Genomic DNA, 15903 nt, shown 5'->3' on the forward strand with positions numbered 1-15903 from the left:
GAACTGCGCGAGCTGACCATGCAGCACCAGCAACAAGGCCAGCGGCACAGCGACGAGCTGGCCCGTGTGCAGGCCGCGCACCAGGCCGAACAGCAGCGCTTCGCCGCAACCCATGCCGCCGAGCTCAGCCGCCTGCAGGCGGTGCACGCGGAGGAAAACGCTGCGCTGCGCGCCGAGGTCAGCCGTCAGGCGGACATCTTTGACAGCACCTCCAACCACCTAATGAAGGAAACCAGCCGGGTGCGCGATGCCGCCAGGGTGGAAACCGAGCGGCTGACCCGGGAACTGGCGCACAGCCGCGACCTGGTCGATCAGCTGCGCGTGCAGCGCTCGGACGCACGCGAAGAAAGCGCCGGGCTGCGCGCCCAGCTCGACAGTGCTGCGGCGCAGTTGCACCAGATGCAGAAAGCTCATGAGCGGCTTGAAGCGAAGTACGAGACGCTGCAGGAGACGGGCACAGGACCGGAGAAGGGCGCTCGTTCGGTGTAGGCGTCTCCATCGCCTGCGGTCACGCGCACGTCATGCCCGTGAGGCTCACTGGACCTCCCGCAGCAGGCCAGCCGTCAGAGCCCCCTCAAAAAACCGCCGCCCCGGCCGATACAGGAGGCCAGGAAGCGCCTTACCTATATAGAGACCCTTGGATGACCGACGAACTGACCGAAGCGGACATGCGCCGCGCGTTGTTTGGCGACGTCGACGCGCCAGCGCCGGCGCAGGTGGAGCTCCCTGGCGCAATGGGCGCCATACCGGACGTGATGATCGTGCCTCCTGTGCCAGTGGTGAAGAAAAGGAAAGCCGCGTTCGGGCCGAGGCTACGGGTCACGCTCCAGGTCGGCCATGACTTCGAGGGGCAGCGGTATGAGCGCATTCACGAGGCGGACACGCTGAGCACGCTGGTGGCGGAGCAGGAGGCGGTGAAGGCGGCCAGGAAGAAATTTCGGTATGTCGAGGTCGTCTCGGTTGAGCCTGTGTAGGACGGTAGCTCAATAATCTTGCCAGACGCGGGGATCAACAATAGGTACCAAGACCCTTAATAGACACCCCGACCTTGAGGCCTGTCAGGCTCACTATCAAAAAGCAAAGTATGTCACTCTGACCGAACCGCTAGAGCACTATGTTCAAGGCGCTATGGGCGGCGGCAATGCGCTATTCAAGCGGTGTTGTACCTGCCGCTTATAGATGGCGTCGATATAGACCAGCGGTTTTAAGAATGTTTTTGTCGAGCCGATAACCTGACATTAATATCGCTACTACGCTGACCTTCTTATGGCTAACCGTTTACTGCGCCGCATCCTCAGCCTCCACCGAGCGTGGCTGGACTTCAGCCTAATTGTCTTACTAGGCGTGTATGTACTCTGGCTGGGTATTCACCTGGATCTCTTTGAAGTACTTACGCAATTCAGTGCCCGGCACGAACGATGGCAGGCAGACGAGCTGTTTCTGGGCTTCGTGGTCATTGGCTGGTGCGGCTTTGCCTTCGGCATTCGCCGGATGCACGAGCTTCGCAAGGAGATCCATATCCGCCACCTGGCTGAAGAGGCAGCGGTCAACATGGCCACTCATGACACCTTGACGCAGTTGCCCAACCGCAGAGGCCTGGACCTGGAATTTCATTCCCGCAGGCTTTGCCCAAATGAGCCCTTCTTCCTGGTAGTGCTTGACCTTGATGGCTTTAAATCAGTCAACGACGTCTATGGCCATAACTTTGGTGACCGGCTTTTACGGGAGCTGTCAGACCGTTTGCGCACAGCGCTACCGGAAGGTGACTTCGCCTGCCGCCTGGGCGGGGATGAGTTTGCGCTGATCATTCGCTCTGCCAAAACCGCTGAAGCCGCTCACTGCCTGCTGGATCAGCTGACCTCACTGCTTTCAAGCCCGATGGTATTTGACTCAGTACATCTTGCCGCAGCAGGTACCTATGGCGTTTCCCAGTATCCGAAAGACGGGGAGGACCTCAGCAGTCTGCTTCGTCGAGCCGACCTTGCACTGTACCAAGGCAAGCACGATGGCAAGAACGCCGTGCGATTCTTCGACCCGTACCGCGATCTGCACCTTGAAGAACAATCACAGGTGGCGCAGCTGCTACGCGAAGCGCTTGACAACGGATATCTGAGCCTGGCGTACCAGCCCATTGTCGCCCTGGAAGGGGAACGTATTATTGGCTTTGAAGCGTTGGCTCGCTTGAACCATCCGGTGCAGGGTCAGATTTCCCCCTCCTGCTTTATCCCTGCAGCGGAACGATCCGGGCTGATGCGGGATGTGACGACGTTATTGCTGGAACAGGCCTGCCGGGAAGCCACGAGCTGGCCCGAGCATCTCTTGCTTGCTTTTAACCTGAGCGCCTTGGACCTGCGCGATGAAGGCCTGGTCGAGCGCGTGCAAACCGCGTTGCAGCGAACCGGTTTCCCGCCAGAACGGCTGGAGCTGGAAGTCACCGAAACTGCAGTCGTGAGTCACGTTGCTTTGGCCAGCAAGCACATGGCAGCGCTGCAGGCCATGGGTATTCGTATCGCCATGGACGACTTCGGTACGGGTTACTCCAGTCTGGCGCAGCTGAGTCACTTCAACTTTGACAAGCTCAAGATCGACCGGTCATTTGTAGCTACCGTCCTTGAGAGCGACAAGAATGCTCGTATCGTTCGGGCCGTCATCCACCTGAGCGAGGGTTTAGGCTTGCCAGCACTTGCAGAAGGCGTCGAAACCCGTGAACAAGCGCAGTGGTTGATAGAGGCCGGTTGTCCGATGGCACAGGGGTATCTATTCAGCAAGCCTTTATCCGAGACGAGTCTGAAGCAGTTATTAAATACCCTTAGGGAACCCTTATTAGATCCTATAGAAGAGGCCACGTTTCAGTCAGAAGGCTCTGGTTAAGACCGATAAGCGTGGCATTTTTCGCCGGTAATGACTCGCTAGACGAAGCGCTAACGGACGTACGACCATTCGTCGCAGCCCAGACGGCATGTGTGGTCCATCGGCCAAGCGCGCCGATAACCTCTCCGACTGTTCGGAGTAGATCATGCCCTATCGCACACCGCGCCTACTTATTGCCGCTACAGCTGCCACGGTAGTGATGACCATCACGGCGGCAGTGGGACCCTTCACGTTGTTCTGGACAAATCAGACGCGCACTGAGCGTAATCAGGTAGAGCAGCAGCTGGACAGTATACGCGCGGTCCAGGGTCTGCTAGTGGATGCTGAAACAGGTGAGCGCGGTTACGCATTGACAGGCAAGGACGTGTTCCTGCAACCCTATTATGTCGCCAGATCGCAGTTACCCTCGGCTCTTCAGACCCTTCGCATCAGCTATGAGGAAGATCTACCCGAGGAAATCACCAAGGTTAAAGACTTCATTGAGCACACGGACCTGGTAATCGGCCACTTGGACATGGTCGTAAAGCTCAGGAGTGAAGGAGGCCTCGAGGCCGCTGCTGCGGAGGTCGCAAGCGGAAATGGCAAGCATCTGATGGACTATGTACGTGATGTCAGCAGTGAGGTCATCAGAGGGGAAGTGCAAGAAGTCGCCGCGCTTGACGAAAAGCTAAACACCAACCTGCTGTGGGCAGTGGCGATTTCAGCAGCAAGCTTTGTACTCACCCTTATGCTGGGCCGCTTCATGTACGTGTCCATGCGCAGGACCATCCGTCGTCAGGGGGAATCAGCCAGAACCGCCGTGCTTGCAAGCACCCAGCTTGGTCAGAGCCTTGAGCATCTCGAGCGACGCAACAATGAGGTTGGCCTGCTAGCCGAAATGGCGCGACTTCTGCAAACCGACCTGAGTCAGGAGGAGACGCTTCAGCTCGCCAGCACCTATTGCCAGCAGTTGCTCAAGGGGACATCGGGGACTCTGTTCCTATACCGCAACTCTGCCGACGCCTTGCAGCCATCTGCCGGCTGGGGGCATGAAGACGTCACTCATGAGGCGCCAATCGCCCCGAAGGATTGCTGGGCTATCCGACGAGGACACCCGCATGTGGCCCAGCATAGCCATGAGCTGCGTTGTGCCCATTACGCGGCCGACGATGAGTCTGACGAGGCTGTGCACTGGTGCCTTCCACTCATGGCGTATGGGTAGGTACTTGGGCTGCTGCATATTCGTCAATCCGCAACGGAAGGCAGCGGAGATATCAGCCGCCAGTTCGCAGAAGCGGCCGCCGAGCAAACGGCGCTTGCTCTGGCCAATGGGAGGATGCGTAGCGTATTGCAGACCCAGTCCATCAAGGATCCGCTCACTGGCCTGTACAACCGACGCTTCATGGAAGAAACGCTCGAGCGTGAGCTGGCACGGTGCAAGCGAAGCAATACCTGCGTAAGTCTCATCATGTTGGATCTGGACAATTTCAAGGCCCTGAACGATTGCTACGGCCATCCTGCAGGGGATGCTGTATTGCGTGCCGCTGCGGGACTGTTGTTGCAGTCAATCAGAGCTTCGGATGTGGTCTGCCGGTTCGGTGGAGAAGAGCTTCTGATCATCCTGCCGGATTGTCCCCTTGAAGGTGCGTTGGCTCGGGCTGAGGCAATCAGGGCTTCCCTGGAAGTCATGAGTCTGGTGGATGTAGGCCAGTCATTGAGTGTTACTGCTTCGTTCGGAGTGGCCTCGACAGCGCTTTGTGGAACGGACCAAGCCGTGCTGCTGAAAGCTGCTGATTCCGCGCTCTACAAGGCAAAACGTGCAGGCAAAAACCGGGTTGAATCCTGGCTGGCAGCTTCGGTGTCGCTTCAGTTGGTATAACTGCCTTGGCGGGGGTCCACTGCAAGGTCACCGGTATAGCAAGCTCGGTCAAAACCTTTCTCCAGGGATTCCATCCTCTGCATGTGGGCTGTACGTCAGGAAGCAGCCACTGCCTACCACTACCGTCACGCTAATGAAACCTTAAGCGCAGCCGACAACCGCACATGCTCGACTCTGGTGACCAAAATGTTCAATACCGCACTAAAAGAAGAACTTCGCCGTAGCGCTAGCGAACTGGCGCTCCTTCGGCAAATCCAGGCGAGCCTGGACGCGGAGATGATCAAGTTTACAGTTGATCTGACGTACACTATTGTTAAATGTAACAAACGCTTTGCCGACCTATTAGGCCGGCCCAGTGAGCAGGTCTGCGGTAAGCCTATGAGCGATTTTGTACCGGAATACGTGAAAACATTGCCTTGTTTCCACAATCTGCGCCAAGGCGTCGCTGCGGGTACCGCGGTCTCCGACAAATACCGTTTCTTAAAGCCGGATGGGACACTGGTATGGATTCAGGCCTACTGGCAGCCCCTCAAGGATGCGGAGGGTAAAGTCACCAGCGTGATGTGCGTCGGAACTGACGTCACCAGGGCTACCGAGATTGCGCGCGAGAACGAGGATCTGATTGCTGCATTGCAGCGCTCCACCGCTGTGATCGAGTTCGACCTGGGAGGCCACGTTCTGACGGCGAATGGGCCATTCACTGCCGCTATGGGTTATGACCTGGCTCAGATCAAGGGTAAGCATCATTCGATGTTCTGCACCTCGGGTGTCGCAGCGTCCGCCGAGTACGCCGATTTCTGGCGTCGGCTGAACAAGGGGGAAATCATGGGCGGCCGATTCAAGCGTAAAGATGCTCGGGGAAACGATGTCTGGCTTGAAGCGACCTATAACCCTGTCCGGGATACGCAGAACGTTTTATACAAGGTTGTAAAGTTTGCAACCGTGATCACGGACCAAGTGAATCGAGAAGCACAGGTGAACGAAGCTGCTGTAACGGCTTACGAAGTCTCAAAAGAGACGGACGAAAAGGCGCAGAGCGGTACAGAAGTCATCGCACAGACCGTGAAAACGATGGGAAAAATCGCAGCCGAAATGGCATCCGCTTCCACCGGTATCGAGGCTCTAGGCAAGCAGTCCCTGCTTATTAGCACCATGGTACAAACCATCGGCAGCATCGCGAGCCAGACGAACCTGTTGGCACTGAATGCGGCTATTGAAGCAGCTCGCGCGGGTGAGCAAGGCCGAGGCTTCGCTGTAGTAGCCGATGAGGTCAGGCAATTGGCAAATCGTACCAGTACTGCTACCGAGGAAATCGTGAGTGTGGTACAGCAGAACCAGGCGCTGGTGAACGAAGCCATTGCCAGCATTGCCAGCAGTCGGAACGAGACGCAGGAAGGGCTGGGCCTCGCCAACCAGGCCGGCGCTGTTATTTTAGAGATTCGTGAAGGCGCGAAGAAGGTCGTAGATGCGGTCGGGCAGTTTGCCAACCATCTACAAGGCTGATCACCGAAAGCAGATTTACCTCGGCTCCGTTCTCAGCATGCCTTGACCCTCCAAAACTGGTCAAGGCGTGTAGTGTAGCTTGGAGTTCATCAGTTCGCGGCACATCCCTACTCAGGCTTATCGGCATAGTAACTACTCACGAGGTATCCTCGCTTCAACATATAATGGCTGATTAGGCGGTTACGACTCACTTATAAGTTCTGCCCGTTTTAATCCCTGATTTACCATAACACCCGCTATCGCAACTCCCCATGTGATTCTCTGATCACCGGCTATTTGCCCGGGGTATCGAAAACTCGGTCGGCCTTTCGAGTGAATGGCCGAAATACGGGACGCAATTGCTCGAACTGCAGTGCGCTCACTTCTCAACCATTCCTGCAACCCCGACATATAGGAATTCTGTACGCAGATGATTACGGATCATCTAAAGGCCACTAGAGCCTTTCGAATTCGAAGGGCAGGCCGAATGAAGTCATGGTTGCACTTTTTGATCGGGTAGTAGACGTAATGAAGGAGCCTAAGCGTATGGCCATAGCGTGCCCCGCCACCGTGTAGTCACCTCACCCCTGTAGAGACGCTAGACATCTATACGGGTGGCTAAAGCAAGATAAATGCGGTAGACGGTCCGTCTGCCGAAGCACCATCGGTGGCGATCCACTTCCAACTAAGCTTCTAGAGAGGATCATGGCTGAAACGGCTTGTCATACACTCCGGTCGCCGGCCGGCTCCATGAGCGAACCTTAAGGGTGGCTGCCTCGAGATCGTGTGGGAAGTCTAACTCTCCCCAACTCAAGCCGGCAATGGAGTGGACGAACACTTGGCCTGTGGTTTGCGCCAAGTGGTCAATGATGCTCAAGTACCACCGCTGTAATGCTTCCGGGGTGCGCATGCTGGCTTCCAGCGCACAGCGGAACAACAGGGCGCCTTCGGGTTGAAAGCGCATCATGCCGATCGACTCGCCGTCCACGCTGTCCAGCGGCAAGTTCTTGCCCACCCGGGCAAGCCGGTCGCCGTCCAAGCAGACTTTCATGTCATCGCTGTCGTAACCGGGCTTGTGGTCTATGGCAAGCGTAATCGGCCTAGCCGGTGCCTTGAGCAGGCGGTCAAGCACCGGAAGATCAAACACGGTGTCGCCGTTGAGCAAAAGAAATTCACCATCCATTAAATGCCGTGCCATCCAGCAACTGGCAAGGTTGTCGGCCACCTCGAAGAACGGGTTGTAGTGAATGGAAATGCTGCCTTGGCCATAACGCTGTTCAAGCAAGTGTTCAACCTGGTCAATTCCATAGCCGGCGACGACATTGATGTCATCGAAGCCCCTTGCCCGAAGCGCGTCTATCTGCCATTCGATGACCGTCTTGCCGCCGAGTTCGATCAGACATTTTGGGCTGCTCTCGGTATAGGGAAGAAGGCGACGGCCCTGGCCTGCACTGAGAATGATTACACGATGAAGCCCGTTGCTCTGCGTCATGCCGTCTCCAAGCAGGGTACTGAAACTGGGACAGAGCCGCCCAGTCAATAAGTCGTGCCGATGCACGCGTCGCGCCATGCTAGCGTATGATTTACGCCGCCGCACTAACTGAGCTAGGTCGGCCTACGATTTTCGCAAAAAAAGGCATGGCATTTATGACAACGAAAGTTTATCTAGTAGGCCAATGTACGGTGACGTTGTGGGGGTTAAGCTCCAGGGAAAGGCTGCACCGAATGTTGCGCAGGCTACCCAAGGTTCATTTGCTAGGGGCCGGCCAGCCGCTACCCAAGGATGGCGTTGTGTTGTTACTGCGCGAGGATTATTTGTATGACGAGCGCGTCATACGCGGCCTCCTGGCCAGTGAAGGCGTTGCCCTGCAGGACCCGCGTAACGGCACGGTGGCGGCGGCCTGCCTTGGTGCCGATCAACTCGATGAGCGAGCCGTCCGCCTCGAAGGCCCAGTCATTGCCGGCTTGCAGAAGGTTCGGCCCGACACTGTAGCGTCCGGACTGCAGACTCAATTGCGCAAACTGGATCGGCCCTGGGTCGCCTTCATAACGGATTCCAACCGGGCACAACTGGAAAAAGCGCTGTTCAGCGGTGCCTACAAAGGCGTCACCGACCTCATCACCCTGAAGGTATGGCCACTGCCGGCGCGTTGGGTGACCGGCGTATGCGTGCGCCTGGGGCTGAGCCCCAATCATGTCACGGCGGCGAGCTACGTACTGGCGATTCTCGCTGGATGGTGGTTCTGGAACGGCAACTATGGTTCCGGCCTGCTGGCGGGCTGGGTGATGACATTCCTCGACACCGTTGACGGCAAGCTGGCCCGGGTGACCGTCACCTCGACGCGTTTCGGCAATATCTTTGACCACGCCCTGGACTTGGTGCATCCGCCCCTGTGGTACATCGCCTGGGGCGTCGGGCTCGCAGCAAGCTGGAACCATGCCATGCCGCTCGACGCCCTGTACTGGGTGATTTTCCTCGGTTACCTGGGCGGGCGCCTGTGCGAAGGAGCGTTCAAATTGGCGGCGCCTTTTTCGTTGTTTCTCTGGCGGCCGTTCGATTCCGTCAACCGGTTGGTGACCGCGCGGCGTAATCCCAACCTGCTGTTGCTCAGCCTGGCCTGGATAGCACAGGCCAATGACATCGGCCTGCAACTCGTGGCGCTCTGGACCCTGATCTCGACGCTGGTACTGGCGGTGCGGGTCATCTGGGCGATCAGCCTGCGCAAGCGCGGCGCTGAGCTGCAGCCTTGGCTCACTCAGGTCGATCTGAAAGCTGAAAGGCACAGGCCGGTGGTACGCCTGTTTGCGCCGCGCTCCGGGCTACACGACGCCTGATGCCCGGCCTGCAGGCGTACGACTCGTGGAGGTCCAGTTGCTCGGGAGCAGGGTGGTGCTTGATGGCACCGGCGCCTGGGCTGATCCGAGTGCCCTATCCGACACGTCTTTTGGAGGAAACATGAGCCAAGGCAACAACAAGATCGATGCAGGCCGACCCAAACGCAAGCGCAAGCATCGGCCCAGCGTGGCCATTGGCTTGTGGGTCATCAAACGCCTGGAAAACGCGATCCGCCGCTATTCAAAAGTTGGTGTGACGCCCTTCTTCGATCCGGCGCAGTTCTCCTGGACCGGCGCGCTGGAAGCCCAGTGGCAGGTGATACGCGGTGAACTGGAACAAGTGCTCACCCGCCAGGACGATATCCCCAACTTCCAGGACATTTCCAAGGACCAGTTGAACATCACGCAGGACGATCGGTGGAAGACGTTTTTCCTGTATGGGTACGGCTATAAGATGGAAAACAACTGTGAGCGATGCCCGGAGACGACTCGGCTGGTCGAGTCCATCCCCGGCATGTTCACAGCATTCTTTTCGATCCTGGCGCCGGGCAAGCACATTCCGCCACACCGCGGTCCGTACAACGGCTTGCTACGCGCCCATCTGGGATTGATGGTGCCCGAGCCCAAGGAGCAGTGCCGCATCCAGGTCGAGGACCAAACGCGCCATTGGGAAAAGGGGAAGTTCGTCATCTTCGACGACACCTTCCGTCATCAGGTATGGAACGACACAGACGGCACACGGGTGGTGCTGTTTCTTGATGTACAGCGGCCGCTGGTGTGGCCCGGCGCCTGGCTCAATCGGGTCGTCCTGCAATTGATCCGCTGGTCACCGTTCATCCAGGATGCCCGGCGCAACCATCGGGCCTGGGAGCGCGGGCTGAACCGCTAGCAGAGCCCCACGATAGCGCTGCCTGTCAAAGGGGCCGCTCGCCTTCGACGAGCGCCCGGATCGCCGCCAGTGCCCGTGTCCGTGCATCGGCCAGCTGTGGGGGAGACAGCCCCGGCAGCTGTATCAGCCCCTCTGGCAGCGGCGATACACCAAGGGCCAGATGGACCTCCTCGGTGCGCCGCTCACGCTTGACCCGCCCAGCCGCGACCAGTTCGTCGTACACTCGCCCGACCTTGTTCTGTTGCCGCGGCGTGCCGCGACTGCCCGCGGCCCGGTCAATGATGCCCAGGCGGCGCTCAATCGCATGGTGTAGTCGGGCCTTCATGTGGCGTCGGACCGGCAGTGGGAAGACCGCCACCGGACGCCCGGTCATGCAAGCCTCTGTGAGCATGGAAACGCTTTCACCGGTGACGATGAAGGCATCGGCCAAGGCTAGCAGAGCCCCATAGGGATTCTCCTCACCACTGCCGAAGTTGTAGCTGAGCACTGGCGTATCGATCGCCTTCAGCAATGCCTGGCTGGCGTCGGTCGGTGTTCGCGGGCTGGTCGAAACCAGTAGCGACCCACACTGGGCAGCCACGGCCGAACTGGCTTGACGCCCTAGCTCGGCTGCAATAGCGGCATCGAGTCGATAAGGCATGCTGTTGCCGCCAACCAGGAGCGCGACCCAAGGCCGTGGCAGTTTGGCAAAGCGCTGCCGCCAAGCCTCGAGCGTTGCATCGTCCAACAATCGCTCGGCAATAAAGGGCGCCGGCATATCCACCACGTTGTCGCGCAGTGGCAGGCCGTACTGCGGGGTAGTGAGTACCAGGTCAAAGCTGCTTAACGGCGCCCGCGGGCGGCCCACCACCACTGAACGGGTCGAGCCGCCAGAGCGTTCGCAAATACTGCGTGCCAGGGGCGCGGTCCGCCGTCCCGCACTGATCACCAGGTCTGGCCACGGTGGCGCTACAAGCGCCTGCGAACCTTCGTCTGTCGTTGCTTGCTTAAGTGCGTATGGCCAGCCGAGCGCCTTGGCAATGTCCGTCATCTGAGCGTTGTCACCAGCATGCTTGCCTAGCAGCACCCAGACAGATGGGAGTGCGCCGCGCTCTGCGCAGCGCTGCGTGAAGTCAGCACGGAACCGATGAAAGTGGCCTTCACTATCAATACAGTCGAGCTGCCAGCAACGTCCCGGATAGCGCAGTGCGACGCGCCGTAGCAGTCGGCGCCACTCCGCCATGCTGTTGCTCTGCGGCCCGAGCGCCACCTTGATATAGACCCACTTTTTGGCGCGTTCGAACAGTCGGGCCAGTACCCAAGGGAGGTCCTCAACCGGTAGGCGCTCGAGGCCGCTAGTGACAACCGCCTCGCAGGCCGGCAGGTCGTCCCGGCGCAGTTGATCGAACGACCAGCGCAGCGTCGTGACTTCAGTCCGGCCGTCGCCCCACGAACCTACAAGCGCCAGATGGTTTGCGCTGCTTGCCTGCAGATCAGCGTCGAGCCTGCTAGGCAGACCCGTGAGCGGGACCGGTGCCCACGGTTGCTGGCAGGCCGTGGCGAAAGCTGGGCTGGGACGAGCCGCCGTATAGATTTCATAACCCGCCGCGTCGGCCGCTTGCTCGAGCCCCAGGAAATATTCGGCGTAGGGGTGAATATGGTAGGAGTACTGCTCCGGCGTCGGGCGCCACGGCTGCAGGTGCAACGTCGTGTAGTGCAGCAACCGCGACTGGCCATTGCGGTATTCAAGATCACGCGCATGCCACAGAGAATCGAGGGCACCCCACAGTCCCGGCTCGGCGGCAGCCTGCCTGTGCAGCGTCTTCTTGCTTTCCCGGCAGGCTTTGCTGAAGGTCCAGCAATGCGCCATTCGTTCACAATCGATCAACATGACCGCGGTGTCCTGGGGAGACAGAGCCAAGTAGGCACTGCCGTTCATGGGCTGGTCGAACAACAACGCAGGGTCGGCCGTGTACACTTGGTCGACATCGTTGTAGATGGCCCGACCATGACGGCCGGCCAGATCAGGGATGGCGAATCGATAGTTAGTGAAGCCGGTACGCCATCCTTCCTGCCTGAAACCGGGCAGGCCGGTCATTCGGTAGATCTCGTAACGTCGCAGCGGGTCGCGCACCCGCTCCAATGAGTAGAAGAAGACCCGTTCGGCACGGTGCTGAGCAGGCTCCGTTCCGAGGAACAGGCGCACCGGCGGCCTGACCGGCGCGCCCACTGCTGCCTCGAACACCACGGGCACGATGAACGGCACACCTTGGTCGGCGCCATCCTTGCCGCAGGAGAGGGCTTCTCCTAAAGCACCGGCAATAGCACATGAATTTCTCGCTGCGACCGGATCTCCCGGTCGATCCACAGAGTTTGAATCGAACGTCATGTGTCCCCTCGTAGTCCGAGCATGCCCCGCTTGGCCGGATCAGCTGCGACGTATATAGTCCGCAGTTCTGACTGCCCTTGCCCCGAATCTTGCACCATCGCCCTCTACCGGTCGAGGGCTTGTTACCGGACCGCCCTCAGTTCCCATGACCCATATCCTGCATATTTCCGACACCCATTTCGGTACTGAGCAGAGCGCCGTTGTCGAAGCGCTGCTGCGCCATGTGCGCGAACAGTCGGCGGACCTGCTAGTGTTGTCGGGCGACATCACCCAGCGGGCAAAGCCCAGTCAGTTCGTGGCGGCGAAACGTTTCGTAGAGAGCGTGCAGGCGCTCGGCGTCCCGGGCCGGCTGGTAATCCCTGGCAACCACGACCTGCCACTGTACAACCTGGCAACACGCTTTCTATGCCCTTACCGCAATTACAGCCGCGCCTTCGGCCACGAACTAGAGCCTCTCTTCGAAAATGACCAGGTGCTAATGATTGGCTTGAACACCACCCACCCCCGACGCCGCAAGGATGGGGCAGTCACCCCGGCGCAAGTGGCGGCGGTCGTCGAACGGCTGCGGCGATGCGACCCGAGCAAGGTGCGGGTGGTAGTGGCCCATCAGCCCTTTGGAGCAATGGTCGCTTCGGATGAGCGCAACCTGCAGCACGGCGCCAAGGAAGCCCTTGTGCGTTGGGCGGAGGCTGGGCTGGATATCGTCATGGGCGGTCACATTCACCTGCCCTACGTGCTACAGCTAAGCCAGCAGTATCACTTGAAGCGCGAGGTCTGGACCGTGCAGGCTGGCACAGCACTGTCCAGTCGCCTGCGCGGCGATGCACCTAATTCGTTCAATCGAATTATCATCACCAACGATCCGCAAAAGCAGGTGCGCGTAGAACGCTGGGATTACCAAGCGCAAATGGATGAGTTCCGGCTTGCCTCACATTTCGACTTGAGCGGCCGGCCGGCTGACCCCACATCGTCAAGCTATAACTCTGGCTGAAGAGGCGCCCGGCCATGCGGATAACTGGCGCCGCGACTCTAACTTTGCCCCCGGAGAACCTCATGCAGGCCCTCAGCAAACTTATCCTCGGCACCACATTCGCCCTGATGTTGCCACAATTGGCGTGCGCCGCATCGCCAGCTCAGGTATTCGGTTGGGAAGAGGAAGCGGTGTTATTGCCAGAACACACGTCGATCAAGATAGAGTTGGATACCTCGGCTGAAAATTCTTATTTGGCGGCAACCAACATCGAGCCTTTCGACAAGGACGGTGAAAAGTGGGTGCGATTTTCGGTGGAGGGGCCTAAGGGTTTGACCGGTGCGTCGGTAGGTATTCCATTTGAACGCAAGATTGTGCGCACGGAAAAGGGTAAGGGGCTGATCGGTGGGGGCGGGCATCGGCAGGTGATAAAAATGACCCTGTGCATCGGTAACCAGGCTTACCAAGAGGAGCTAATGCTTAAGAGTCGCGCCAAGAAGGATTACACGGTCGTACTCGGGCGGAACACGTTGCAACACCTGGGGGCAGTAGATGTGACTCGTACCAACACAATCAAGCCTGAATGCAACGCATCGAGCCCTAAAAAAACCGATTGAACAGCGCGCCCGTGGCCGTTGCTGGCTCGACGACCCAGCAGTGGCTTAAACAGAACGTATTGCTCAGCGCAGGCGACGGTTCTTGAGCAGTCGCCATAGCAATGGCCAACAAAAGATCAGTGGATAGCGGTGCAGGTGCGGGCTGACTTCCACTGGCCCACCGAGGTGCCGCTCAAGTTTCCAGATCACATAGTCGACCCCATCTTCGAAGGTGAAGAGCGATTTGATCAGGCGCAGCACATTCAGCATGCGCCCTTGGACTCTTCTGACTTTCCAGCGTCGGCGGCTCTTCCTTTGCTGGGCTGCGGTGCAGTGGTGAGAAAATACACCACTCTGATGCTCTGAGAGGTTCAAGCCTTTCACGGAGCCTGCCGCCTCGCCTGTAACCCGGGCGTAATAAGCCGCGTCATTGCCGACGATTTCCGCGGGGCGGCTGGCTTTTTCCGGGCGCAGCTCGGTGCTATAGGTCAGGGAAAACGCGCGTTCCCAGAAGGCCATACTGGAGAATGTTTGGTCCTGTGCCGCGAGGGTTTCCGACATCATGCGGATCACTGCACTGGCGATTGAGGCGTGTACACGATCACGGATGGCTGTGTTGCGGTAATACACCAGGCGCGACGGTTGAGAAAAGCGCGCCCAGAGATAGCTCTGAAACCAGCGGGTCGTGCCTTCCTCGAAATCCTTCAGGGAAATCAGGGCGCACTTGGCGCGCAGCATCCGGCCGTCTGGCATCTTGGTCTTGAGCAGGAACACGGTGGGTGGCAGCCATTGGTCTGCGAGTCTGGGCAGCAGGCTGGTGCGCACGCTCGCATAGTCATCGACCAGTACGTAGAGGTCCACCAGCCCTTGAGTCGGATCGCCACTGCGCAGGCACGAACCATAAAACAGCAATCCGCTCAAGGCGTCGCCCAAGCGTGCGCGCAGTACCTGTACCAGCGCTTGTAGTTCATCAGCCACCGGCAATGCACAGGCCTGGGCCACGGTGGCCAGCAAACGGGGGGGCGCGGAGCAGAGCATGGGTTGGCCTTTCACTAGAGCACGATAAAACGAATGGCGGGGGTCGCCGTTAGCTGGAGTTGCCCGTGGCTTGAAAAGATCTCGCCATCGAGCAGGTATTCAGTCAGGTCATCGATCGCTGTGTGGCTCAGGTTATGGCTCACATATGCTGGGTTGTTGCTCATGGTCGCAGTGGATTTGCCCCGCAATAGGAATACCAGTGAGCGCAACAGGCACGGCGCCCGGTGGGCGATGGCGGTAAAATGCATGGGGGCTTTTTCGCCCCCCCAGTAGGGGGTGCTGCCGAGCAACAAGGTATCCAGCGTGGTCGCCAGAATAAGTAACCATGGGACCAGGAGGGGCTCGGCGGCCAGGTGCAGCCGCGCCGAGGTAGCCGGTAACAGGCTGTGCTCACGGCGGCGAAGCAGCGACAGCAACATGCGCACAAAAGCCAATGACGGACCCAGGGCACCGCGCACGCCTTTGGGCCGCACGCTGCTGTGGAAATACCGGACCCCGCTGATGATCGCGCCGGCCCCGAAAAACATGCCGAACTGTGGCGGCGCCAGGCTCGCGTCAGAGACCCGCAGCACAGCCCGGGCACGGACGGCAGGTGCCGAGGTCTTGCCGCTAAGCCAGTTATCCAGCTCCTGCAAGGCGACGGTGGGATTCACGCGTATGCCCAGATCTCTAGCGCTCATGTTGGTCGTGCCCGCGGGTAAGGCAAGCACGTACGGAGTGGCCGATGGCCCCTGAATTAGGGTCGCCGTGAGCGCCGCTTGCAGGGTACCGTCGCCGCCTATGACCACCAGCAGGTCCGAGGGCCCTAACTGTAACGACTCGACCGCGCCCTTGATCTGCTCAGCCGAGGAGGCCTCGACCACCCTGGCGTTCGCTATCCCAGCCACGCGTCGGCGCAGGCTTGGCAAATGGCGCCGCACGTATCCACTGGCGGGGTTGAGGAGAATACCAATCCGCTCGGGGCGGGGTGTCAACTTAGTCATGTTGGCTGCCGCT

Annotated in this window: 12 protein-coding genes and 3 pseudogenes; 11 read left to right on the forward strand and 4 right to left on the reverse strand. The window is 59.1% G+C overall.

Annotated features, from left to right (window positions below; translation table 11 throughout):
* The 7 genes and pseudogenes from LG385_RS23810 to LG385_RS25845 form a co-directional block, all read left to right on the forward strand.
* A pseudogene (locus tag LG385_RS23810) lies at window positions 1-489 on the forward strand (hypothetical protein); the annotation flags it as partial.
* Between the two features lie 152 nt (window positions 490-641).
* Entirely contained in the window at window positions 642-974 is a 333-nt protein-coding gene (locus tag LG385_RS23815; RefSeq protein WP_225776312.1) for a hypothetical protein, read from the forward strand.
* A 292-nt stretch (window positions 975-1266) separates the two neighbouring features.
* On the forward strand, window positions 1267-2871 hold the full coding sequence (locus LG385_RS23820; RefSeq protein WP_225776313.1) for a putative bifunctional diguanylate cyclase/phosphodiesterase: 1605 nt from the start codon (window positions 1267-1269) through the stop codon (window positions 2869-2871).
* Window positions 2872-3016: 145 nt separating this feature from the next.
* The gene (locus tag LG385_RS23825; RefSeq protein WP_225776314.1) at window positions 3017-4072 is read left to right on the forward strand and encodes a CHASE3 domain-containing protein; all 1056 of its coding nucleotides are present in this window, start codon (window positions 3017-3019) and stop codon (window positions 4070-4072) included.
* Window positions 4073-4198: 126 nt separating this feature from the next.
* A complete protein-coding gene (locus LG385_RS23830) occupies window positions 4199-4729 on the forward strand; it encodes a GGDEF domain-containing protein (protein WP_225776315.1) in 531 nt (176 codons plus the stop codon).
* A gap of 186 nt (window positions 4730-4915) precedes the next feature.
* Window positions 4916-5689: pseudogene (locus tag LG385_RS25840) on the forward strand (PAS domain-containing protein); the annotation flags it as partial.
* Between the two features lie 102 nt (window positions 5690-5791).
* Window positions 5792-6232 (forward strand): annotated as a pseudogene (locus tag LG385_RS25845) (methyl-accepting chemotaxis protein); the annotation flags it as partial.
* A gap of 682 nt (window positions 6233-6914) precedes the next feature.
* Here the strand turns inward: LG385_RS25845 and LG385_RS23840 are convergent.
* The gene (locus LG385_RS23840) at window positions 6915-7769 is read right to left on the reverse strand and encodes an NTP transferase domain-containing protein (protein WP_225776317.1); all 855 of its coding nucleotides are present in this window, start codon (window positions 7767-7769) and stop codon (window positions 6915-6917) included.
* A gap of 167 nt (window positions 7770-7936) precedes the next feature.
* Here LG385_RS23840 and LG385_RS23845 point away from each other — a divergent pair, with 167 nt between their 5' ends.
* Together LG385_RS23845 and LG385_RS23850 are read left to right on the forward strand one after the other, a co-directional pair.
* Window positions 7937-9046 carry a CDP-alcohol phosphatidyltransferase family protein gene (locus LG385_RS23845; RefSeq protein WP_225776318.1) on the forward strand — a complete coding sequence of 370 codons (1110 nt, stop codon included), beginning with the start codon at window positions 7937-7939 and terminating at the stop codon, window positions 9044-9046.
* 121 nt (window positions 9047-9167) lie between these two features.
* On the forward strand, window positions 9168-9935 hold the full coding sequence (locus LG385_RS23850) for an aspartyl/asparaginyl beta-hydroxylase domain-containing protein (protein WP_038409912.1): 768 nt from the start codon (window positions 9168-9170) through the stop codon (window positions 9933-9935).
* A 25-nt stretch (window positions 9936-9960) separates the two neighbouring features.
* Here the strand turns inward: LG385_RS23850 and LG385_RS23855 are convergent, their stop codons facing one another.
* The gene (locus LG385_RS23855) at window positions 9961-12303 is read right to left on the reverse strand and encodes a mitochondrial fission ELM1 family protein (RefSeq protein WP_080708176.1); all 2343 of its coding nucleotides are present in this window, start codon (window positions 12301-12303) and stop codon (window positions 9961-9963) included.
* A 145-nt stretch (window positions 12304-12448) separates the two neighbouring features.
* On the opposite strand from LG385_RS23855, the gene LG385_RS23860 reads away from it, so the two are divergent.
* Together LG385_RS23860 and LG385_RS23865 are read left to right on the forward strand one after the other, a co-directional pair.
* Window positions 12449-13294 (forward strand): metallophosphoesterase family protein, encoded by an 846-nt coding sequence (locus LG385_RS23860; protein WP_038409911.1) that lies wholly within the window; start codon window positions 12449-12451, stop codon window positions 13292-13294.
* Window positions 13295-13356: 62 nt separating this feature from the next.
* Window positions 13357-13890 (forward strand): ATP-dependent zinc protease, encoded by a 534-nt coding sequence (locus tag LG385_RS23865; RefSeq protein WP_180988336.1) that lies wholly within the window; start codon window positions 13357-13359, stop codon window positions 13888-13890.
* 63 nt (window positions 13891-13953) lie between these two features.
* On the opposite strand, the gene LG385_RS23870 is transcribed toward LG385_RS23865, so the two are convergent.
* Together LG385_RS23870 and LG385_RS23875 are read right to left on the reverse strand one after the other, a co-directional pair.
* On the reverse strand, window positions 13954-14907 hold the full coding sequence (locus LG385_RS23870) for a hypothetical protein (RefSeq protein ID WP_038409910.1): 954 nt from the start codon (window positions 14905-14907) through the stop codon (window positions 13954-13956).
* Between the two features lie 14 nt (window positions 14908-14921).
* On the reverse strand, window positions 14922-15890 hold the full coding sequence (locus LG385_RS23875) for a diacylglycerol kinase family protein (RefSeq protein WP_038409909.1): 969 nt from the start codon (window positions 15888-15890) through the stop codon (window positions 14922-14924).
* Between the last annotated feature and the right edge of the window lie 13 nt (window positions 15891-15903).

Origin of the sequence: Pseudomonas sp. Marseille-Q5115 (genome assembly GCF_916618905.1) — a bacterium.
GTDB lineage: Bacteria > Pseudomonadota > Gammaproteobacteria > Pseudomonadales > Pseudomonadaceae > Aquipseudomonas > Aquipseudomonas japonica_A.

What these genes read in the sequence shown, in the direction of transcription:
- LG385_RS23825 (WP_225776314.1), top strand. Translation starts at nt 3,017, where the DNA reads ATGCCCTATCGCACACCGCGCCTACTTATTGCCGCTACAGCTGCCACG.
- LG385_RS23815 (WP_225776312.1), top strand. Translation starts at nt 642, where the DNA reads ATGACCGACGAACTGACCGAAGCGGACATGCGCCGCGCGTTGTTTGGC.
- LG385_RS23855 (WP_080708176.1), bottom strand. Translation starts at nt 12,303, where the DNA reads ATGACGTTCGATTCAAACTCTGTGGATCGACCGGGAGATCCGGTCGCA.
- LG385_RS23845 (WP_225776318.1), top strand. Translation starts at nt 7,937, where the DNA reads ATGTTGCGCAGGCTACCCAAGGTTCATTTGCTAGGGGCCGGCCAGCCG.
- LG385_RS23820 (WP_225776313.1), top strand. Translation starts at nt 1,267, where the DNA reads ATGGCTAACCGTTTACTGCGCCGCATCCTCAGCCTCCACCGAGCGTGG.
- LG385_RS23875 (WP_038409909.1), bottom strand. Translation starts at nt 15,890, where the DNA reads ATGACTAAGTTGACACCCCGCCCCGAGCGGATTGGTATTCTCCTCAAC.
- LG385_RS23850 (WP_038409912.1), top strand. Translation starts at nt 9,168, where the DNA reads ATGAGCCAAGGCAACAACAAGATCGATGCAGGCCGACCCAAACGCAAG.
- LG385_RS23860 (WP_038409911.1), top strand. Translation starts at nt 12,449, where the DNA reads ATGACCCATATCCTGCATATTTCCGACACCCATTTCGGTACTGAGCAG.
- LG385_RS23865 (WP_180988336.1), top strand. Translation starts at nt 13,357, where the DNA reads ATGCAGGCCCTCAGCAAACTTATCCTCGGCACCACATTCGCCCTGATG.
- LG385_RS23870 (WP_038409910.1), bottom strand. Translation starts at nt 14,907, where the DNA reads ATGCTCTGCTCCGCGCCCCCCCGTTTGCTGGCCACCGTGGCCCAGGCC.